The organism is Vreelandella lutescens, from assembly GCF_014640815.1.
Taxonomy (GTDB): Bacteria; Pseudomonadota; Gammaproteobacteria; order Pseudomonadales; family Halomonadaceae; genus Vreelandella; species Vreelandella lutescens.
This window is the reverse complement of record NZ_BMHM01000003.1, coordinates 1-18850: the sequence shown is the minus strand read 5'-3', so window position 1 is coordinate 18850 and position 18850 is coordinate 1. Positions and strand designations below refer to the sequence as shown.

Below are 18850 nucleotides of genomic sequence, written 5' to 3'. Positions count from 1 at the left end.
CTTTGATAAAATTGCGCGCTCACCCCATCATCATCTTGAATATTCACAGGATGAACTGCCCTTGATCCCCGGTGCCTTTAGCCTTAACGACTAACCTTAACGACTAAAGGCACTTTTAAACAATAAAAATGACACAAGGTTTATTTACTAGCGGTGATTACCATCGCCGCCGCGGCTATTTTCGCCACCTTTTTTACCGGCTTGCGAGGCGCGCCCAGGGTCGTTGGCAACATGACTACTACTTTGTTGACCACCTTTCTGGCCAATACCTTCGTAAAATTCTTTATCGTGATTTTTGGACGTTTTCTCACCACCCTTTTGTCCTGCCTCTTCGCGACTCATTCCATTGTCGTTGCGTTTATTCGTCATGATATATCTCCTTTTCATGAATGCGGCAAAACCCACTCATTTTCTTGTACTCGGCGTATCACTCGAGTTACTTGAGATTAGCCAACCTCACTCTCTTATCAAGCGAACATAAATTCAAACACGCAACTTTAATTTTTATAGCCAATTAAACAATATGCATCTAATAACTTTTCATCTTATCGTTAATAACGAAAGATAAAACCATTGACTAACACCCTATATAGCCAACACACTTATTCTGAATTAATTACTCAGAGCAGCAGGCTGCCACTATGCGTTTTCCTACCGTTCTTACTGTCGCCCTCTGCCTGTGGCTTAGCGGCTGCCAAAGCCTGCAGGCCAAAGACACCAATACGGCACCGGATGAATCGCTCACCAATACCTACTGGAAGCTCATTAGCATCAATGGCAACCCCATCACGGCGGCAGACAACGCCCGCGAGGCGCATATAGTGCTGCACACCGAGAGCGACCGCCTGGCAGGCGCTACCGGCTGCAACACGCTCAGCGGCCGCTACCAGCACACCGGCCAGCAGCTCACCTTCCACCCCATCGCCACCACGAAAATGGCCTGCCCCGCTGCACAAATGCGCAGCGAGCAGGCCATGTTGAGTGCACTTCAGCACACCAAGCGTTGGGGAATTAGCGGTAGCCGCCTTGAGTTAACTAACGCCCGCGGAGAACCGCTGGCGGTGTTAGAGGCAGTGCATCTTTATTAGCAGGTCATGAAGTAAGGCAAGGAAGCGTATTGAACGCTGCACTTAACACACCGATTAGCGGCTTAACCGAGGTTTATAAGCGCGATCACTCGCAGGCGCTCATTTCCACAACGGGGTACCCACACCTAATGATTCTTGGTAACATTCCGTTACCGATATTCGCTTAGGGTTCATGGACGATGAAAACACCCGCGCTGATGGCTCTGTTGGTACTGATGCCACTCTCTGCCCAGGCTGAAATTTATAAATGCGTCACCAACGGCCACACCACTTTTCAGGACTCCCCCTGCGCGGGCGGCAACTCTGAAACGGTGAATACCAACAACCTTACGATTATTTCAGCGCCGCCGGTGTCGTCTCGTCCTACGGCTTCCCTATCCGCAAACGCTCCTAACTTCCCACGCATTGCAGTTCCGTACAGAAATCAGCATCAAACGGCTCTGGAGCTTCGTAATAGCCGGGTTAAATTACGTGCTCGCTATCCTTTGAGAATCGGTAGGTAGTGAACCTATTAAGCAGGCCACTACGAATTGCAAACTATGCTGGCAACAGTGGGCTGTGTTTTATTTAGCATCGAGCTATTAATTATCTTATTGTGTAAGTTACTCATTCGACTCTTATCTATAGCATCCATTGAAAAATTAACCCTAGCTAGATAAATGGTTCCGCCGCCATGAGCCTGGAGCTGCGCTTAGAGATACTCTAACTGCAACACATCTCGTCCTACATGGATTAGATCTACTGGCAGGCGGAAGGATATGGGGTACCCTTTGGCATAGAGCAGTACGAGGAAATGGCAAGCATGCTGGCCAAGCTCAAAGGCAAGGCCATCATCAGCCTCAACGACCACCCAGACATTCGTCGGATCTTCGCGGACTACCACATCGAAACCACTGACATTCGCTACTCCGTCGGCGGCGGCAAAGGCTCAGACGCCAAAGAGGTGCTGTTCTTCAGCTAGGAGGTGGATGCCGAACCAGCGGATCTTTTTTTAACCAATTACTCAAAAGGCATGATAACTGATGTACCAACAAAAGGACTTCGAAAATGCGCGAGAGCTAATGGAGTACCTTTCGCCCTTAAATAAAGACCGATGGCCACGAAGTGAGTATATTTTTCGAGGACAGCCGTGCTCAAGCTATAGCTTAACTCCATCAGCTTATCGCCCCGAGGGTGTATTTACATCAAAGGCGATGTTCGGTCGCTTTGGAGCTGTACGAGGGTCCGACCAGGTTTTCTTTGAGTTGCAAGTGCTATCTGCGTTTCTTGAAGCTTGCGATGGAGCAGGTATTCAGGTCCCTGGTGACTCTATAGATTTACGAAAGCTTCTTGAGACTCCCAACCGTTACACAAAGGTTCCAAAGGAATGGCCTCCTAAAACTGTATTTCTAGCACTAGCCACAGCACAACATCATGGAGTGCCCACCTGTCTACTGGACTGGACTCGCCGTTCCTACGTTGCTGCCTACTTTGCTGCTTCTGGAATATTGAGGAGTACATCTAGAAATAGCCGACTTGCTATTTGGGCTCTCAGGGTATTTGGACATGAAGATTGGGAAAATATATCTTTCGTAGAAATGCCAGGGGGCACAAGTGCAAACCTTGCTGCTCAGGGAGGCGTCTTCACGGTTTCAAGTATCAAATCAGTAGGTAGCGAGCCTTTTGAATGTCTTCCTTTAGAGCGTGAGCAAGACGTTTATAAACGTCAAAATGATGGCTTCCAAGGCCTAATTAAGCTTACATTACCAATAGAAGAAGCCTCGAATTTACTGAATCTCTGCATCGATTTTGGAGTGAAAGGTTCAGTGTTGTTTCCAGGCTATGAGGGAGCCGCTCGCGAGGTTAACGACTACGCATACGCGAACCTAAGGAAGCACCAAGAGTAGAACTTCAACTTAATGCCAAATGCGCCGCGCGCTTACATCTGCCCGACGATGTGGCAAACCGATGGTAGATTAAGGAAAAGCAGCTTGAACGGCAGGAAACGCTTTCTGGAGCGTTTTGAAGGGCATCGCGAGGACATCAAACTCCAGCCAAAACAACGTGTTACTCGGCTGTACTTTTATCCCACGCATACGAAAAAGGCCACCCGTTTGGGTGGCCTTTCGTATTCTCTAATGCTTTGGTGCCGACACCAGGAGTCGAACCCGGGACCTACTGATTACAAGTCAGTTGCTCTACCAACTGAGCTATGTCGGCGCTTCGCATTTTCTTGAGAACTTGATTGGGTTGCCGTTAGACTAGCCAATCAACAAGAAATCTTGTTGGCAATGGCTGGGGTACCAGGATTCGAACCTGGGAATGCCGATACCAAAAACCGGTGCCTTACCACTTGGCGATACCCCAACGTTGTGGTGGCCAGAGACGGAATCGAACCGCCGACACGGGGATTTTCAATCCCCTGCTCTACCAACTGAGCTATCTGGCCCTTGCCAACGGTGCGTATTAAACCAAAAGCTCCTCTTTTCGTCAACACCTTTGTGAAACTTTCTTTCTAGTCACGTGCTTAGGGCACATCAGGCGTTTGACCAAAAGCGGCAAAGGCCACGCCATTCGTGGCTTTGCGCTGCGTTTCTAGGTTTATGCCTGGCTGGGCGGTACGTACCCTTCTGCTTGGTCGGTGGTTTCGTTATCTAAGAAGCGCTGCATCTGATCCATCAAATAGGCGCGTGCTTCTGGCTCTAACATGTTGAGGTGCTTCTCATTGATCAGGCGCGTTTGCAGCGCCTGCCACTCTTGCCACGCTTTTTGTGACACCGAGGCCTGAATCTCTTGGCCTTGCTTGCCCGGCAGTGGCGGGAACGGTAGCGCGGGCAGCTCTTGTTGGTACTTGCGGCAGAAAACGGTGTTGCTCATAGCATGCTCCTAATAAGTGTGTCGCTGGCTGGCAGCCCTGGGTATCAAAGACCGAGGTGTTAAAGACTGAGGTGTTAAAGACCAAGGGGTTAAGGCCCCGGCGTTGGGTGTAGGGCAAACGGTGCTAGCTGGCTAAGCAGCGATTTAACCGGTGCTGCCAAGCCTAACGCAGGCGGGTGGTCAACGTCATACCATACGCCGCTTTCGCGAACGCCGCTGATCCCTTTGCAGCTTACGGGCTGCGGCGTGATCAACAGCTTAAAGTGGCTGAAGGTGTGGGTGAAGCTGGGCAGCGCAGCGTGGCGCTCGGGGGCTTCGGTGTTGTCTTCCAGCCAGTCGTTGAGCTCGCTGTGGCGTTCAAACTGCGGCAGGCTCCATAACCCGCCCCATAGGCCACTGGGCGGTCGCTGCTCTAACCATACGCGGCCTTGCGGGTCGCGCAGCATGAGCATGATGGTTTCGCGGGTGGGGGTGGCTTTTTTGGGTTTGGATTCTGGGTAGCGCTGTGGCTCGCCTTGGGCGTAGGCGCGGCATACATCGTTAAACGGGCAGATCAGGCAGTCGGGCTTGCTGCGCTTACACAGCGTCGCGCCGAAATCCATCACGGCCTGGGTGTAGTCGGCCAGCCGGGTGGTGGGCGTAAAGTATTCGGCTAACGCCCACAGCGAGCGTTCTACCACTGGCTTGCCCGGCCAGCCCGCCACCGCGTGTAAGCGGGTGAGCGAGCGTTTCACGTTGCCATCTAAAATCGCTGCCTGCTGCCCGGCACTTTGGGCGATGATCGCGCCAGCGGTGGAACGGCCAATGCCAGGCAGTTCCATGAGTGCTTCTACGCTGTCGGTGGGCAGCTCGCCGCCGTGCTCTTCCATGGCAACCTGGGCAGCTTTATGCAGGTTGCGGGCACGGGCGTAATAGCCAAGGCCTGTCCAGTGGTGCAATACATCATCTTGCGGCGCGGTGGCCAGGGCTTCCAGCGTGGGGAAGCGGGCCATAAAGCGCTCGAAGTAGGGAATCACCGTGGCCACTTGGGTTTGCTGCAGCATGATTTCAGACACCCACACGCGGTAGGCGCTGCGGGGTGACTGCCAGGGCAGGTCGTGGCGGCCATACTGGTCAAACCAGGTGAGCAATCGGTGTTGAAACTCTTGCGCCGGTAGGCACGGCGTGGGCATATCGGCCATCGTTATTCCTTAAAGCACTCGCCATGAAAAGCGCCGGCATTAAGGCCGGCGCGTTCAGGGTGTAGTGCATTAACGCGGGTTGAGCGTTAATGCAGATGGAGATTAGTTAAACAGGCGACGAATGCCGTCACGCAGTTCTTGGCCTGCGCCTTCGCCCAGACGCTCGTCAATGCGGTCGATGGATTCGCCTAGCCGCTCTTCCAGCTCTTCTTCTACCCGGCTTCCGGCTTCACTGCGCAGCAGGTCTACCACTGAGGCTTGAAACGCGGTGCGGTCAAAACGGCACCATTGGGCTTTGTCATCGCCCACATGGCCTTCGCAGCGTACCGGCAGCGGCAGTTGCTGTAGCCGCGGGTTCACCTGGCAAGCCGCATCGGCGGTGTCTACTAACCGTGCATTGGCTTGGGTAGTGAAGTTGAGGCTGTTGAGGTTGAAGTCGCCTTCGCCCTGTACATCAATGCCCGGCAGTGCAATCAGCAGGTCGTCGCTTTCCACAACACCGTTGCGCACTTGGAAGGTGGCGTCAAAACGCTCAAAGCGGGTATCCGGGTGCCATTCACGCTCTATCTGCTGTCCTTCTAACTGGGCGACAAGCTCACACATCTCGCGGGAGATGTTGGTACGCAGAATCGCGCCATCGTTAAGGCGTGCGGTTAACTCGCCGTTGAGGTTGCTGATGAGCACATCGCGGCGGTTGCCTTGGGTGGTCAGAGCGCCTTCCAGATTGAAACGGCCGCGCAGCGGGGCTTCTTCTTCGCTGAAGGTCTCAATTAACGGCGCTACCTGCACATTGCTAATGCTGGGCGAGAGCTGCCACTCCAGCACGCTGTCGGTGGCATCCAGTTGGCCGGTGGCACTGAGTTCACCGTCGTAGAAGCGTGACTCAAAGGCCGTGAGGCGGTGGTTGCCGTTTTCGCCGCGCAGCGCCAGCTGGGTATCATTAAAGGTCAGCCCAGCCAGCAGCAGCTGTTCAACGCTTAGATCGCCCTGCAGGGTGAGGGTGCTTAACCACGCCTGCGGCAGCAGCGCTTCGTCGGTTTGGGCAAAGGCTTTACGCAGCAGGCCACGGCTAGCCTGCTGGGCGGTTTGCGAGCCGGGCAGGTAGTGATCTAAATTGAGCGTATCGCCTTCTAGGTTAAAGGAGAGTTGGGTGCCATCCAGCGCTGCTGCAATGTCGCCTGTGAAGGTGCTGTCATCCACCACTAGCGAGAGACGCGGCAGCGCAATGCGCTCTAAGCTACCTTCGATGGGGCTGGTGAGCGCCACATCGCTCAGTGCGGCTTCACTGGCAGTGTTCAACGCCACCCCCGTGCGGGAAATCCAGGGCCGCAGTGTAAAGGGGGCGGCGGTAAGCTGGCCGCTGTATTGCGGTGCATCGAGCAGTTGCTCGACGTTTAAGTGGCCGCTCACGCGCAGGCCATCCGGCCCGGTCAGCTGCACATCTTTCAACTGGGCGGTTTGCGCGACGAAGTCGGTATCCAAACCAAACGCCAGCGCCAGCGCAAGGCTGCCCTGCCAGTTTTCTGGGTGGCGCAGCCCGGCTTCCAGTACGCCTTCCGTGACGCTGAGCTGCTGGTCGGCTAAGCGGGCAACAATTTCAGCGGCGCGCAGGCTCAACTGCTGCGGCTCACTGGCCGCGCCTTGGCGAGTGTGGGTGGTGAGCTGGGTGTTTTCAAAGATGATTTGCTCATCTTTCAGCCCCAGCCGCAGGCGCGTTTCAAGGTTCACTTCGCTGGAGAGGTCAGGGGCGCGCTCCAGTACTTCAGCATCCAGCCGGTTGTGCTTAGTCAACGTGAACATGGCTTTTAGCGGGAAAGAGCGCACCGGGTTGACGTTGGTGCCGGCAATGTTCAGCGGCTGCACCCGCCATAGCGCTTGGCTCTGCTCATCGCGGTAGCGAATATCGGCATTTTTCACTTCAACACTGGCAATATTCAATACGACTGAGAGATTGCCTGCATCGGCATTGGGGCCTGCGCTGGCCGGGGCCAGAACGGTTTCAGCGGTTTCGTTATTGTGCTCAGAAAGACGTTCCAACAGCGGCTGCCAGTTGGCTTCGCCTTCGGCACTTTTCTCTAGATTGAGGCGCATGCCATCAATCGTCAGGCCATCAACGGCAATCTCACCGCGCAGCAGCGGGGCAAAGGCGACACTGACTTCAGCACGGTTAATCGCGGCAAAGGCGGTGTCGTCTTGAGTTTGCTCAGGCAGCCAAGCACGGGCCTGTTCGACACTCACGCCAATGCGAGGGTAGAACGACCAGGTAATGGGGCCTTCCAGCGCAAGGTTCAGGCCAGTTTGCTCCTCGACCACCGCGGTTAAGCGCGGCTTAAAGTCTTCTGGGTCTAAAAAGGTGGTGACGTACACCACGGCGGCCACGGCCACAATGGCTAGAATACCGACGGCGGCCAGCAAAATACGTAATAGCTGTTTCATTTACCCTTTCCCTTGTGGGTCTAGCTCAACAAACTCACTGGTTGCGTGCTGGTCTGACTCAGACGATGGATCGGCCACGGGCCGATAACCCAATTTCGATAGCAGCATGCGGTCTGCCAATGGCAGTGTGGTGGTGGCAATCCGCAGTACGCGCCCTTCCTGTTTGGCTTGTTCGCCTATCAGCGCCATTAGCCGCGAGCCAACGCCGCGCCGGCGAGTGGTTTTGCGCACGCATAGCTCTGCCAACCACCAAGCGCGGTCGTCACCTTCATGAAGGGCCACCGCGCCCAGCAGGCGGTCGTTGAAATGAGCGCAGGCAAAGACGTGCTGCTTGCTTAAATGCTGCTCAATAAATGGCAAAACCGTGGGAGTAGGCATGCGCTCCTGAGGCGCGTCTTCGTAGATGCGCACTAGGTCGATGCGCACCTGCTCGTCTGCTTCCCAACGGGCCTGGTCGACATATTGCAGTGTCACCGGCATGGTGAAATCCTCGTTGCCAACGCAGCTAGGCTGCTATGTTAGCGCCGCAAACGGCGGCGACATTCCCCGCATTGTAGCGGATGGGGCCGCCGATTCTCTATAATGGTTGTTTTGGCCGCAGTTGCCGCCCGCCGATTATTCCTCAGAGTGCGCTCCGGCGCAGGAGATGCAACATGTCAGCGCGTATTGCCACGGTAAGCCGTGACACCAACGAAACGCAGATTACGGTCAGCGTCAACCTTGATGGTGAAGGCCGTCTTAACTGCGAAACTGGCGTTCCGTTTCTGGACCACATGCTAGATCAAGTGGCTCGGCATGGAATGATCGATCTTGATATTCACGCCAAAGGCGACCTGCATATCGATGATCACCACACCGTTGAAGATTTGGGCATCACCCTGGGCCAAGCGTTTAATGAGGCCATTGGCGATAAGCGCGGCATCTACCGCTACGGCCATGCTTATGTGCCGCTGGATGAGGCGCTCTCGCGGGTAGTGATTGATTTCTCTGGCCGCCCCGGCCTGTATATGAACGTTGAGTTCACCCGCGACACCATCGGTCGTATGGATACCCAGCTGTTTTGGGAGTTTTTCCAGGGCTTTGTGAATCACGCCCGCGTGACGCTGCATATCGACAACGTCAAAGGCTTTAATGCTCATCATCAGGCCGAAACCATTTTCAAAGCCTTTGGCCGCGCACTGCGTATGGCCGTTGCGGAAGACCCGCGCATGGCTGGGCAAATGCCCTCTACCAAAGGCAGCTTATAATGCCGATCGTTGCGATTAGCGGCGTAGCGGCACGCCTTTCGCCTACGAATCTATCGCCCACGACCTTAAGGAGCGCTTCATGACCATTGCGGTAATCGATTATGGAATGGGCAACCTACACTCTGTGGCCAAGGCGCTTGAGCACGTCACCCATGAGAATGTGATCATCACCCGCGACCCACGGCGTATTCTGGGCGCTACCCGTCTAGTGTTGCCCGGCCAGGGCGCGATTCGTGACTGCGTGGGCGAGCTTGAGCGTACCGAACTGCGCGGGCTGGTGGACGATATTTTGTCCCGCCAGGCCAAACCGCTACTGGGCATCTGTGTAGGCCAGCAGATGTTAATGGAGCGCAGCGAAGAGAATGGCGGCGTGGACTGCTTGGGCTTTTTCCAAGGCAGCGTGGACCGCTTCCCGGCCACTATGCGCGATGCTCAAGAGCAGCGCCTGAAAGTACCCCACATGGGTTGGAACTTGGTGAATCAACACCACGACCACCCGCTCTGGGCAGGCATCGATAATAACGAGCACTTCTATTTCGTGCACAGCTATTACGTGAATGCCGCCGAGGACGCCCAAGTGTTCGGCACTACCCAGTACGGCAGTGTGAGCGCTCACGTGGCGATTGGCCGCGACGCCACCTTTGCCGTGCAGTTTCACCCGGAAAAAAGCTCCCGTGCAGGCCTTCGCCTGCTGGAAAATTTTGTCACCTGGACGCCCTGAGAGGTTTCACTATGTTGGTAATTCCCGCGATTGATCTCAAAGACGGCCAGTGTGTGCGTTTGAAACAGGGCCGCATGGAAGATGCGACCTCCTACGGCGACGACCCGGTGGCCATGGCCGCACGCTGGGTGGAAGCAGGCGCTCGCCGCTTGCATCTAGTGGATTTGAACGGTGCCTTTGAAGGCAAGCCGGTGAACGGTGATGCGGTCACTGCCATCGCCCGCGCTTACCCCAACTTGCCCATTCAAATTGGCGGCGGCATTCGCTCGGCGGAGACCATCGAGCACTATTTAAGCGCCGGTGTTTCTTACGTGATTATCGGCACCAAAGCAGTGAAAGAGCCCGAATTTGTGGGTGAGATGTGCCGTGCCTTCCCCGGCCATATTATTGTGGGTCTGGACGCTAAAGATGGCTATGTCGCCACCGATGGCTGGGCAGAAGTCTCCACCGTCAAAGCCACTGAGCTTGCCAAGCGCTTCGCCAACGACGGCGTTTCCAGCATTGTGTACACCGATATTGCCCGCGACGGCATGATGCAGGGTGTCAACGTGGAAGCGACCGCTGCCCTTGCCCGCGAAGGCGGCCTGCCGGTGATTGCTTCTGGCGGCGTGACCAACTTGGACGATATCCGCGCCCTGTGTGATGTGGCCGATAGCGGCATTTTGGGTGCCATTACCGGCCGTGCCATCTATGAAGGCAGCCTGGATGTCGCGGAAGCCCAGCGCTTGAGCGACCAGCTAAGCGGAGGCCATCAATGAGCTTATCCAAGCGGATTATCCCCTGCCTGGACGTAGACGCCGGGCGCGTGGTGAAAGGCGTTAACTTTGTGGGTATTCGTGACGCGGGCGACCCGGTGGAGATCGCTCAGCGCTATAACCAGCAGGGTGCCGATGAAATCACTTTTCTTGATATCACCGCGAGCCACGAAGACCGCGCCACCACGGTGGATATGGTCGAGCGTATTGCGGGTGAGGTGTTTATTCCCTTAACCGTGGGAGGCGGCATTCGTACCTGCGACGATATCCGCACCATGCTGAACGCTGGGGCCGATAAGGTCTCAATCAATACCGCGGCGGTGACGAACCCCGAATTTGTGCGTGAAGCCGCCGAGCGTTTTGGCAGCCAGTGCATTGTGGTGGCGATTGACGCTAAAAAAGTGTCTAAGGAAGGCGAGCCTGACCGCTGGGAGATTTTCACCCACGGCGGCCGTCGCCCCACCGGCCTGGATGCGGTGGAGTGGGCCAAGAAAATGGTCGAGTTTGGCGCAGGCGAGCTGCTGCTGACCAGTATGGACCGCGACGGCACGAAGATTGGCTTTGACCTAGGCGTCACCCATGCCATTTCTGAAGCGGTGAGCGTGCCGGTAATTGCTTCCGGCGGCGTCGGCAATTTAGATCACTTGGTGGATGGCGTGCTTAAAGGCGGTGCCGATGCGGTGCTGGCCGCGAGTATCTTCCACTTTGGTGAGTACACCATTCCAGAAGCAAAACGCTATATGGCCGAGCGCGGCATTGAAATGCGCTTGTAACTCACACTTATCCCTTCACTGAGGGGCTTTTAATGCGTCGCTACGTTCCATGGATTGGAGGGATAGCAGGGATTTGGCTGAGCGCGTCTGCCTCAGCCTTCTCTTTGCCGGATTGGCCTCCTACCCTTGCGCTTGACCACACGCTGGTACAAACCAGCTTACTCACCCGCCATTTTGACCCAGACCCTGAGCATACTAATCAGCAGAACTTACTGAGTATTGAGCTGCATAACCCTGACCGCTGGTTGGCGGGGGCTGCTTGGTTCAAAAACTCCTTTGATCAGCCTACGTGGTATTTTTACGCTGGCCGGGAGTTTCCGCTATGGCAGTTCGCCGATGAGATAAACGTACGTGCCAAACTGACCGGCGGTCTGCTGCGCGGTTATCAAGATGAGTACCGGGATAAGATCCCCCTCAACCATTTAGAGGTGGCCCCCGCGCTGCTACCTAGCATTGGCGTGCAGTGGGGGCGTGTGGAGTCTGATCTGATTATCTTCGGTACGGCAGGCATGATGGTGACAGCAGGCGTGCGTTTTTAACGTCCTAGCCGTCGTTATCGTCCAAGGTAAGCCCTAAGTTACTAATGCCGTTATTACGCCCAAGCGTGCGGATCTCTTTTAAAGAGGCTTTGTTGATCGGTTCGCTGACCGCTTCTAGCACCGCGTCTTGGAAGTCGTTTTCGTCTTCCATCAGCGGGTGGTCGCGAATGATCAGCGCCAGCGCTTGGGCATCCACTTCCCCTTCGGTGAGTTCGATAAACGCACGCACGCCTGCGCGAGAGGTACGGCTCACGTCTAGCACGGCTTCAGGGGACTCCCCCTGGAGCGTATCCAAGAGTGCGGATATCGACACCACCGCATCCAGCGCGCGGCGCGCGCCAAAGCTTTCGTCCTCTTCCGGCGGCTCGCACTCAGCGAGTTTTTCGGCTTGGCGGGCAAAATCGATGCTGGCATTGGGGACACTAAGGCGCTCCCACACAAGGTTCAGCACGGTGCGCAGGGTGTGCCCATCGCCATGGCCGCTGGTTTGCTCGTACAGGGCGTAGTTGGGTAATAGGCGCTCGCATAGCGCTGCCATAAATGCTTGCTGGGCGGGCAGCGGTAGCAGTTGCAGCCGCTGATAGAATCCTTGGGGTTTAGCCACCATGCTGATTTCCTGGGTCACTGTGTTTGTGAAAGGACGTTTGTGAAACTGAGTTGGTGAAATGAACGCGATACGTTATCGTCGCACTCACGCGGCGGGTGATCCCCGCAGCGCTTGATGTACTCGGCCGGCGAGGAGATTACCATGCATATTCATCTGCTACAGCACGGCCCTGACCATGGACCCGCTCGTTTAACTGACTGGCTTGCGAGTATGGGCCATAGTTACACCGTTTTTCACCTCTATGCGGGCGAACTGACGCCACGTCTAGGCGAGTGCGATGCGCTGATTGTGTTAGATGGCCCAGAGGCCTTCTATAGCGAGCCACCTGCTTGGCATAAGCCAGAGCGTAAACTCCTCAACCGTTACTTAGATAGTCAGAAACCCCTACTCGGCATCGGCCTGGGCGCGCTGTGGATAGCGGATGCGCTGGATGCTGTGGTTGCCCCTGGCACTTACCCTGAAGCGGGCTGGCATCAGGTCACGCTGGCACCCGAGAGCAGCTTTGATCTACCGGAACAGTTTGAAGCGTTTATGTGGCACCGGCTGGTGTTTAGCCTGCCAGACAACGCGCTGCCCTTGGGCGGTAGTGCTGCCGCACCACTACAAGGGTTTAGTTGGGACTCCGGTCGCGTAGTGGGGCTACTTTGCCATTTAGAAACCACACAGGCGAGCGTTATGCCGCTCTTACTGGGCAGCGAGCGTCCTGCGGCGACACACGCGGCGGCCAGCCGCTTTGTGCAAACCAATGACCTCATTTTGGAAGATACCTCCCGCTTTCAGCGCTTAGCGCCGTTACTAGACCGCGTAATGACGCAGTGGCTGAAAACGGCGTAGCCATGTTACTCATCGCCGTTAAGCGCTCCACTGTTTAGCGGCGTCGAGGCAGCTTTCCCAATCCCCAATATGCAGTTCAGCAGGCCGGTTGCCCTGCTGTTTTTCCACGTGGTAGCGGTAGAGCGGGTCGTAATATTCGGTTAACAGCGGCGCAAGCCACGCTTCATGGGCTTGAATATCGCCTGCGGCATGGGCCCTGAACGCCATGGCCTGCATGCGCTGTAGCCGCTGCAAACGGGCATTACCTAGCCGCTTGGCCAGCCGCTCCAACGCGCTGGCTAGCTGTCTCTGCATGCGCTGCCACCCTTCTTGCGGCCCGTAGCGCTCGGTATAGCCTTGTTCAAGCGCTTCAATGTAGTCGCGGCGTAGTTGGTCTAACCGCCAATCTAGCGGCATCTCAATGCGAATACGCGGGGCGCGCTGTAGTGCATGCCAAAAGTCGAGGGGAATATTGGCATTACCAATCTGCCGAGACTCATCTTCCAGCACGAGCTTGCCATGTTGGCCAATCAAACGCTGGGCCAGCGCGTGTTCAAAATCGATCTGAGTAGTAGGCTCGTCGGGCTGCCGCCCAAACGCTGAGCCCTTATGATTGGCGCAAGCTTCTAAATCAATGCCGTTGGGGAGTTGGTTAATCAGCTGAGTTTTCGCGCAACCGGTGAGCCCTGACACCACTAGCAGCGGCTGGTGCGCGGCTTCATCAATACGCTGGCAAAGCCGCTGACGCACTGCTTTCCATCCACCCTCTATACGCGGCCGATTCAGCCCCGCATCCGCCAGCCACTGCTGGGCAATTTGTGAGCGCAGCCCACCGCGAAAGCAGTAGATAATTGCCTCTGGGTGCTGGGCTAAATACGCCTGCCAAGCGGCTACTCGCGCTTGCTTCACGTTTCCACTCACCAAACGCTGGCCCAACTCAATGGCGGCCTGCTGCCCCTGCTGCTTGTAGGCAATACCCACCTGATGGCGCTCTTCATCCACCATCAGCGGTAGGTTGACCGCCCCCGGCAGGCTGCCTTGGGCAAACTCTACCGGGGCGCGCACATCTATCATCGGCGTGTTTGCGGCGACTAACTCTAGCGCTGCGGGTACCGTGGGTAGCGTCATCCAATCATCTCTATCAGCGCTTCGCCTTGCGCCGCTTTCATTTCACCAAAGGGAGTCAGCGTTAGGCCATGGTCACGGCCAATGCGCTCCACATCGTCTTCCCAGGCGGGGTCAACGCTGATCAATAGCCCACCGGAGGTTTGTGGGTCGCACAGCCACTGCCAGTGCGCCTCGTCCATCGCGGGTAGCATGGCACCCAAGGCGTCGCGGTTACGTAGCGTGCCTCCAGGTACTGCCCCCTGACGGCGGTAACCTTCCGCCTCGGCAAGCCTTGGCAAGCGGCGAAAATCAACGTGGGCCATGACACCGCTGGCGCTGCACATCTCGGTTAAATGACCGGCTAAGCCAAAGCCCGTGACATCGGTCATCGCGTTGACGCCCTTCACTTTGGAGAGCGCCACACCAATGGTGTTGGGTTTCAGCATGGTTTCGCGGGCAAGGCCATGATGCCCTGCTTCCAGCAAGCCACGCTTCTCGGCGGTGGTGAGCATACCAACGCCTAGCGGTTTGGTGAGAAACAGCAGGTCGCCAGGTTTGGCTTGGCTGTTAAGCTTTAAGTGCTCAAGATCGACCAGCCCGTTGACCGCTAAGCCAAACATCGGCTCCGGGGCATCAATGGAGTGGCCACCTGCTAGAGCAATACCTAGTTCACGACAAACCGCTTGAGCGCCCGCCACCACGTCACCGGCGATTTCAGGGCCCAGCTTATCCAGCGGCCAGCCTAAAATACCCAGCGCCATCACTGGTGTGCCGCCCATGGCGTACACATCGCTAATGGCGTTGGTCGCGGCAATACGGCCAAAATCAAAGGGGTCATCGACAATGGGCATAAAGAAGTCGGTAGTGGCAATCATGCCGCGGCCATCACCAAGATCGTAGACGGCAGCGTCTTCACGTCCTTGGTTGCCGACGATCAGCCGCGGATGCCCGGCGGCGGGCCCTGCCTTTGCCAGAATGCCATCGAGTACGTCAGGGGCGATTTTGCAGCCGCAGCCCGCTCCGTGGCTGTATTGGGTTAACCGAATCGAACTCATCATCCCTCTCCTTTTTAAATAAGCATAGCTGACGTTACAGCGCTTCTAGGGCATCGCTCAATTTATCTACGGCAATGACCTCCATCCCTTTAGGTGACTGCTTGGGCGCGTTACCACGCGGCACGATGGCGCGTAAAAACCCATGCTTAGCGGCTTCGGCAATGCGCTCTTGGCCACTGGGCACAGGGCGGATCTCGCCGGATAGGCCCACCTCACCAAACACCACCAGCTCTTTCGGTAAGGCGCGGTTTTGCAGGCTTGAAACAACGGCTAGCATCACGGCAAGGTCGGCACTGGTTTCGAGCACTTTGACACCGCCCACCACGTTTAAAAACACATCCTGATCGCCGGTAAATAACCCGCCATGGCGGTTAAGGACGGCTAACAGCATCGCGAGACGGTTTTGATCGACCCCCACAGCCACACGGCGGGGATTGCCCAGCGCGGACTCATCCACCAAGGCCTGCACTTCTACCAGTATGGGCCGTGTTCCTTCCCACACCACCATGACGAGGCTACCCGGCGCTTGCTCTTCTTGGCGTGACAAGAAGATCGCACTAGGGTTTTTCACTTCTTTAAGCCCTTGCTCCAACATAGCAAACACGCCCAGCTCGTTCACCGCACCAAAGCGGTTTTTCTGCCCGCGTAGCGTACGGAATCGAGAGTCCGCACCGCCTTCTAGCAGCAGCGAGGCGTCAATCATGTGCTCTAGCACCTTGGGGCCTGCCAGGGTGCCGTCTTTCGTTACGTGCCCTACCAGCAGCAGGACGGTATTAGTCTTTTTAGCAAAGCGCGTCAGCGCGGCGGCGGATTCACGTACTTGCGCCACGCCCCCAGGGGCCGAGCTAATGTCTTCAAGGTGCATGGTTTGAATCGAGTCGATGACCAAGATCTCAGGCTTCTCTCGATCAGCGACCGCTAAGATCGTCTCTACGCTGGTTTCTGCCAGCATTTTCAAGCCATTAGTGGGCAGCTGTAACCGATGCGCCCGCATGGCCACCTGAGAGAGCGACTCCTCCCCCGTGACATAGAGAATACGCCGCTGCTGGGCAAGCTTGCAGGCGGTTTGCAGCAGCAGCGTCGATTTACCCGCTCCAGGGTTGCCGCCGAGCAGCACAGCCGAGCCGGGCACCAAACCACCGCCGAGCACCCGATCAAACTCTGCAAAGGTCGAGGTGAGCCTGGGTACTTCGCTTAAATCGACATTGCTTAGGTCAACCACATCTCGTGAAAGGTCGCCTGCGTACCCGGCTCGCCCAGTGGTTGCCCCACTGCCCGGGCGGGCACTTGCCAGCGTCACTTCGCTGAGCGTATTCCACTCTTGGCAGCTGGTACATTGGCCCTGCCACTTACGATAGTCTGCACCGCATTCGGTACACACAAAGGCACTTTTTGCTTTTGCCACTGCCTAGTTGCTCCTGTTGATCATGCTCCTGGCGACCGACCATGCGGTTAGTTCGCACGCTACTGCCTAGTGCGCCACTTTACTCTGCTATCAGAAACGCAAAAGGCGGCCAGTGGCCGCCTTTGAGCGTCGCGTATTCGTTTACTGACGCTGTAGTTGCAGCATCTCACCATTTTCAAAGCGACGACGCTCTGGGTCGATCAACTCCAGAGTACGCTCATCAATACGCTGGAAGTAGTAGATCTGCCCGTCGCCATCCGGCGTTAGCTCGTATACCGTGGCATCGGGATCTGACGGCGTACCGGTCAGCACTTCCCAGTTACCGGCATAGTTTTCGTCCGGTGGTGTTTGGGGGTGATTACGGTAGGTCGCATTTAGCGTGAACGTCCGCTCTTCTGGGGCGCTCATATCTTCCCCTTCCAACGTGACATCCAGGTCAATGCCGTCACAGTTACGGCAAGGCAGTGTGCCTTGGTAGTTAGCCTGTGATGCGGTCATACCTGCATCTTCGCGCTGATCCGTCGGGCCAGCTGCGCAGCCCGCCAACAGTGCCAACATAGCCGAACCGGCTAGCAAACTCCTGAATTGCATTGGGTGTCTCCTTATCGTGTTGGACATACATTTCTTTCGCGCGCTTATGACAGCATAACCGCTACAAGGTGCGACGCCCACCCCTTCCCTGACAGAAGTGAAAGCAACTTAACACCTTATTCGAATGCTTGCGCTCTGACAGCCATCAGGCGACCATGGTGTCATTACCGCTAGGATAATCAGGTTACCCTTATGAGCCAATATTGGAGTCCCGCCGTTAGGGAGCTTACCCCTTACGTGCCAGGGGAGCAGCCCCGCGAACGCGTCATTAAACTCAATACCAACGAGAACCCTTATCCGCCAGCGCCTGGGGTCGGCGAAGCCCTACGCCATTATGCCGTTGACCACCTGCGCCTCTACCCTGACCCAACATCTCTGGCGCTTCGCGAGACGCTCGCAGATACCTACGGTGTAAGCGTAGCAGAAACCTTTGTTGGCAATGGCTCTGACGAAGTGCTGGCGTTCGCGTTCCAGGCTTTCTTTTGCCAGGGCGCGCCGCTGGATGTGCCCTCTATTACTTATAGCTTCTACCCTGTGTATGCCAATCTGTATGGCGTTGAGCTGCGCAAACACCCGCTCAATGAGAAGTGGGAAGTCGACCTAGAGGCGCTGGCTAGCGCTTCTAAGCGTGGGGGCGTTATTTTTGCCAACCCTAATGCGCCTACTGGCCACGCGCACTCTCTTGACAGCATCGAAGCACTGCTGAAACGTGTGACAGATCGCGTAGTATTGGTCGACGAAGCTTATGTCGATTTTGGCGCGGAAAGCGCGGTGGCACTGGTGGGTCGTTACCCCAACCTGCTGGTCACGGGCACCTTTTCTAAATCCCGCAGCTTGGCTGGCCTGCGCTTAGGCTATGCCATTGGCTCGCCTGAGCTGATTGAAGGCTTGCAGCGGGTGAAGGATTCCTTCAACTCTTATCCGGTCGATAGCCTCGCCAGTGTGGTCGGCATTGAGGCCTTAAAAGATACCCAGCACTTCAACGCCTGCCGGGACAATGTCATCACCACCCGTGAGCGAACCCGCCAACGGCTGGAAGGGCTGGGCTTTGAGGTACTGCCCTCAAAAGCCAATTTCCTGCTGGCTCAGCACCCTGAATTTGCCGGTGCACAGCTGTTTGCTGGCCTTCGTGAGCGAGGCATTTTGGTACGCCATTTCAATACCAACTTACTCAACAACTTCCTGCGTATCTCCATCGGCACCGACGATGAAATGGATAGCTTCATTGAAGCCCTGGAGTCGCTCTGCGGTTAATGGTTGATGTAGCTCTCTGAACGCTTAAACGCAAAAACCCAGCCATTTGGCTGGGTTTTTATTTCACACTGTTTCTTTTAAGCAACTTATTGAGCGCGCAACAAAAAACCCAGCCTGTTGGCTGGGTTTTTTGCAGTATAAGTGCCTGACGATGACCTACTCTCGCATGGGGAGACCCCACACTACCATCGGCGCTAAGCGGTTTCACTTCTGAGTTCGGCAAGGGATCAGGTGGTTCACGCGTGCTATGGTCGTCAGGCGTAACTTGTCATGTACATCATGCTGAATCGTGTGACGTGTTGTGTGATCGTCTCTTTCGAGCAAGCCTCTTGGCTTGCGGCTGCGTATCCGGTTCTCTGAGTGCGTTCACACTCGTCGTTATTACTGCGACCAGACCCCTTGGGTGTTATAGGGTCAAGCCT

At 56.1% G+C, this 18850-nt stretch carries 21 protein-coding genes, 3 tRNA genes and 1 rRNA gene; 11 read left to right on the top strand and 14 right to left on the bottom strand.

From position 1 onward, the window contains the following. Positions 1 to 147: 147 nt before the first annotated feature. Positions 148 to 369: a con-10 family general stress protein gene (locus IEW65_RS07680; RefSeq protein WP_188638912.1), complete on the bottom strand. Its 222-nt coding sequence runs from the start codon at positions 367 to 369 to the stop codon at positions 148 to 150. A gap of 272 nt (positions 370 to 641) precedes the next feature. On the opposite strand from IEW65_RS07680, the gene IEW65_RS07675 reads away from it, so the two are divergent. The 4 genes from IEW65_RS07675 to IEW65_RS07660 all read left to right on the top strand — a co-directional run bounded on the left by IEW65_RS07675 (position 642) and on the right by IEW65_RS07660 (position 2974). Continuing rightward, positions 642 to 1088 carry an META domain-containing protein gene (locus IEW65_RS07675; RefSeq protein WP_188638911.1) on the top strand — a complete coding sequence of 149 codons (447 nt, stop codon included), beginning with the start codon at positions 642 to 644 and terminating at the stop codon, positions 1086 to 1088. 179 nt (positions 1089 to 1267) lie between these two features. Next, the gene (locus tag IEW65_RS17220; RefSeq protein WP_188638910.1) at positions 1268 to 1591 is read left to right on the top strand and encodes a DUF4124 domain-containing protein; all 324 of its coding nucleotides are present in this window, start codon (positions 1268 to 1270) and stop codon (positions 1589 to 1591) included. A 299-nt stretch (positions 1592 to 1890) separates the two neighbouring features. Continuing rightward, complete coding sequence (locus IEW65_RS07665; RefSeq protein ID WP_229755503.1) at positions 1891 to 2049, top strand: hypothetical protein; 159 nt, start codon at positions 1891 to 1893, stop codon at positions 2047 to 2049. A 61-nt stretch (positions 2050 to 2110) separates the two neighbouring features. Further along, positions 2111 to 2974, top strand: a complete 864-nt coding sequence (locus IEW65_RS07660; RefSeq protein ID WP_188638909.1) for an FRG domain-containing protein — start codon at positions 2111 to 2113, stop codon at positions 2972 to 2974. A 237-nt stretch (positions 2975 to 3211) separates the two neighbouring features. On the opposite strand, the gene IEW65_RS07655 is transcribed toward IEW65_RS07660, so the two are convergent. From IEW65_RS07655 to IEW65_RS07625, 7 genes are all read right to left on the bottom strand, one after another. Next, positions 3212 to 3287, bottom strand: a tRNA-Thr gene (locus IEW65_RS07655). Between the two features lie 72 nt (positions 3288 to 3359). Continuing rightward, positions 3360 to 3434: transfer RNA gene (locus IEW65_RS07650), tRNA-Gln, on the bottom strand. A 6-nt stretch (positions 3435 to 3440) separates the two neighbouring features. Continuing rightward, a tRNA-Phe gene (locus IEW65_RS07645) sits at positions 3441 to 3516 on the bottom strand. Positions 3517 to 3668: 152 nt separating this feature from the next. Further along, positions 3669 to 3944, bottom strand: a complete 276-nt coding sequence (locus IEW65_RS07640; protein WP_188638908.1) for an oxidative damage protection protein — start codon at positions 3942 to 3944, stop codon at positions 3669 to 3671. 89 nt (positions 3945 to 4033) lie between these two features. After that, positions 4034 to 5125 (bottom strand): A/G-specific adenine glycosylase, encoded by a 1092-nt coding sequence (gene mutY / locus IEW65_RS07635; RefSeq protein ID WP_188638907.1) that lies wholly within the window; start codon positions 5123 to 5125, stop codon positions 4034 to 4036. A 102-nt stretch (positions 5126 to 5227) separates the two neighbouring features. Beyond that, a complete protein-coding gene (locus IEW65_RS07630) occupies positions 5228 to 7561 on the bottom strand; it encodes an AsmA family protein (RefSeq protein WP_188638906.1) in 2334 nt (777 codons plus the stop codon). Beyond that, positions 7562 to 8041, bottom strand: a complete 480-nt coding sequence (locus tag IEW65_RS07625) for an acetyl-CoA sensor PanZ family protein (RefSeq protein ID WP_188638905.1) — start codon at positions 8039 to 8041, stop codon at positions 7562 to 7564. Between the two features lie 173 nt (positions 8042 to 8214). Here IEW65_RS07625 and hisB point away from each other — a divergent pair, with 173 nt between their 5' ends. The 5 genes from hisB to IEW65_RS07600 all read left to right on the top strand — a co-directional run bounded on the left by hisB (position 8215) and on the right by IEW65_RS07600 (position 11596). Beyond that, positions 8215 to 8808, top strand: a complete 594-nt coding sequence (hisB, locus tag IEW65_RS07620) for an imidazoleglycerol-phosphate dehydratase HisB (RefSeq protein WP_188638904.1) — start codon at positions 8215 to 8217, stop codon at positions 8806 to 8808. 79 nt (positions 8809 to 8887) lie between these two features. Further along, on the top strand, positions 8888 to 9529 hold the full coding sequence (gene hisH, locus IEW65_RS07615; protein WP_188638903.1) for an imidazole glycerol phosphate synthase subunit HisH: 642 nt from the start codon (positions 8888 to 8890) through the stop codon (positions 9527 to 9529). An 11-nt stretch (positions 9530 to 9540) separates the two neighbouring features. Then, complete coding sequence (hisA, locus tag IEW65_RS07610; protein WP_188638902.1) at positions 9541 to 10287, top strand: 1-(5-phosphoribosyl)-5-[(5-phosphoribosylamino)methylideneamino]imidazole-4-carboxamide isomerase; 747 nt, start codon at positions 9541 to 9543, stop codon at positions 10285 to 10287. After that, positions 10284 to 11057 (top strand): imidazole glycerol phosphate synthase subunit HisF, encoded by a 774-nt coding sequence (hisF, locus tag IEW65_RS07605; protein WP_188638901.1) that lies wholly within the window; start codon positions 10284 to 10286, stop codon positions 11055 to 11057. The genes hisA and hisF overlap by 4 nt, the downstream gene beginning before the upstream one ends. A 32-nt stretch (positions 11058 to 11089) precedes the next feature. Next, positions 11090 to 11596 carry a hypothetical protein gene (locus tag IEW65_RS07600; RefSeq protein ID WP_052509970.1) on the top strand — a complete coding sequence of 169 codons (507 nt, stop codon included), beginning with the start codon at positions 11090 to 11092 and terminating at the stop codon, positions 11594 to 11596. Positions 11597 to 11600: 4 nt separating this feature from the next. Here IEW65_RS07600 and IEW65_RS07595 read toward each other — a convergent pair whose 3' ends face one another. Further along, positions 11601 to 12203, bottom strand: a complete 603-nt coding sequence (locus IEW65_RS07595) for a YjaG family protein (protein ID WP_188638900.1) — start codon at positions 12201 to 12203, stop codon at positions 11601 to 11603. A gap of 141 nt (positions 12204 to 12344) precedes the next feature. Here IEW65_RS07595 and IEW65_RS07590 point away from each other — a divergent pair, with 141 nt between their 5' ends. Further along, positions 12345 to 13037: a type 1 glutamine amidotransferase gene (locus IEW65_RS07590; protein WP_188638899.1), complete on the top strand. Its 693-nt coding sequence runs from the start codon at positions 12345 to 12347 to the stop codon at positions 13035 to 13037. A gap of 18 nt (positions 13038 to 13055) precedes the next feature. Here the strand turns inward: IEW65_RS07590 and mnmH are convergent, their stop codons facing one another. From mnmH to IEW65_RS07570, 4 genes are all read right to left on the bottom strand, one after another. Then, positions 13056 to 14144 carry a tRNA 2-selenouridine(34) synthase MnmH gene (mnmH, locus tag IEW65_RS07585; RefSeq protein WP_188638898.1) on the bottom strand — a complete coding sequence of 363 codons (1089 nt, stop codon included), beginning with the start codon at positions 14142 to 14144 and terminating at the stop codon, positions 13056 to 13058. Further along, positions 14141 to 15181, bottom strand: coding sequence for a selenide, water dikinase SelD (gene selD, locus IEW65_RS07580; protein WP_422822611.1), 1041 nt, complete (start codon positions 15179 to 15181; stop codon positions 14141 to 14143). Before selD ends, mnmH begins: the two co-directional genes overlap by 4 nt. Before the next feature lie 31 nt (positions 15182 to 15212). Next, on the bottom strand, positions 15213 to 16583 hold the full coding sequence (gene radA / locus IEW65_RS07575) for a DNA repair protein RadA (protein WP_188638897.1): 1371 nt from the start codon (positions 16581 to 16583) through the stop codon (positions 15213 to 15215). A 141-nt stretch (positions 16584 to 16724) separates the two neighbouring features. Further along, complete coding sequence (locus IEW65_RS07570; RefSeq protein WP_188638896.1) at positions 16725 to 17174, bottom strand: copper resistance protein NlpE N-terminal domain-containing protein; 450 nt, start codon at positions 17172 to 17174, stop codon at positions 16725 to 16727. A gap of 192 nt (positions 17175 to 17366) precedes the next feature. Between IEW65_RS07570 and hisC the strand changes: the two genes are divergently transcribed. Next, positions 17367 to 18428, top strand: a complete 1062-nt coding sequence (hisC, locus tag IEW65_RS07565; protein ID WP_188638895.1) for a histidinol-phosphate transaminase — start codon at positions 17367 to 17369, stop codon at positions 18426 to 18428. Between the two features lie 143 nt (positions 18429 to 18571). Here the strand turns inward: hisC and rrf are convergent. Continuing rightward, positions 18572 to 18687: ribosomal RNA gene (gene rrf / locus IEW65_RS07560) — 5S ribosomal RNA — on the bottom strand. Between the last annotated feature and the right edge of the window lie 163 nt (positions 18688 to 18850).

What these genes read in the sequence shown, in the direction of transcription:
- IEW65_RS07680 (WP_188638912.1), bottom strand. Translation starts at nt 369, where the DNA reads ATGACGAATAAACGCAACGACAATGGAATGAGTCGCGAAGAGGCAGGA.
- IEW65_RS07675 (WP_188638911.1), top strand. Translation starts at nt 642, where the DNA reads ATGCGTTTTCCTACCGTTCTTACTGTCGCCCTCTGCCTGTGGCTTAGC.
- IEW65_RS17220 (WP_188638910.1), top strand. Translation starts at nt 1,268, where the DNA reads ATGAAAACACCCGCGCTGATGGCTCTGTTGGTACTGATGCCACTCTCT.
- IEW65_RS07665 (WP_229755503.1), top strand. Translation starts at nt 1,891, where the DNA reads ATGCTGGCCAAGCTCAAAGGCAAGGCCATCATCAGCCTCAACGACCAC.
- IEW65_RS07660 (WP_188638909.1), top strand. Translation starts at nt 2,111, where the DNA reads ATGTACCAACAAAAGGACTTCGAAAATGCGCGAGAGCTAATGGAGTAC.
- IEW65_RS07640 (WP_188638908.1), bottom strand. Translation starts at nt 3,944, where the DNA reads ATGAGCAACACCGTTTTCTGCCGCAAGTACCAACAAGAGCTGCCCGCG.
- mutY (WP_188638907.1), bottom strand. Translation starts at nt 5,125, where the DNA reads ATGGCCGATATGCCCACGCCGTGCCTACCGGCGCAAGAGTTTCAACAC.
- IEW65_RS07630 (WP_188638906.1), bottom strand. Translation starts at nt 7,561, where the DNA reads ATGAAACAGCTATTACGTATTTTGCTGGCCGCCGTCGGTATTCTAGCC.
- IEW65_RS07625 (WP_188638905.1), bottom strand. Translation starts at nt 8,041, where the DNA reads ATGCCGGTGACACTGCAATATGTCGACCAGGCCCGTTGGGAAGCAGAC.
- hisB (WP_188638904.1), top strand. Translation starts at nt 8,215, where the DNA reads ATGTCAGCGCGTATTGCCACGGTAAGCCGTGACACCAACGAAACGCAG.
- hisH (WP_188638903.1), top strand. Translation starts at nt 8,888, where the DNA reads ATGACCATTGCGGTAATCGATTATGGAATGGGCAACCTACACTCTGTG.
- hisA (WP_188638902.1), top strand. Translation starts at nt 9,541, where the DNA reads ATGTTGGTAATTCCCGCGATTGATCTCAAAGACGGCCAGTGTGTGCGT.
- hisF (WP_188638901.1), top strand. Translation starts at nt 10,284, where the DNA reads ATGAGCTTATCCAAGCGGATTATCCCCTGCCTGGACGTAGACGCCGGG.
- IEW65_RS07600 (WP_052509970.1), top strand. Translation starts at nt 11,090, where the DNA reads ATGCGTCGCTACGTTCCATGGATTGGAGGGATAGCAGGGATTTGGCTG.
- IEW65_RS07595 (WP_188638900.1), bottom strand. Translation starts at nt 12,203, where the DNA reads ATGGTGGCTAAACCCCAAGGATTCTATCAGCGGCTGCAACTGCTACCG.
- IEW65_RS07590 (WP_188638899.1), top strand. Translation starts at nt 12,345, where the DNA reads ATGCATATTCATCTGCTACAGCACGGCCCTGACCATGGACCCGCTCGT.
- mnmH (WP_188638898.1), bottom strand. Translation starts at nt 14,144, where the DNA reads ATGACGCTACCCACGGTACCCGCAGCGCTAGAGTTAGTCGCCGCAAAC.
- selD (WP_422822611.1), bottom strand. Translation starts at nt 15,181, where the DNA reads ATGATGAGTTCGATTCGGTTAACCCAATACAGCCACGGAGCGGGCTGC.
- IEW65_RS07570 (WP_188638896.1), bottom strand. Translation starts at nt 17,174, where the DNA reads ATGCAATTCAGGAGTTTGCTAGCCGGTTCGGCTATGTTGGCACTGTTG.
- hisC (WP_188638895.1), top strand. Translation starts at nt 17,367, where the DNA reads ATGAGCCAATATTGGAGTCCCGCCGTTAGGGAGCTTACCCCTTACGTG.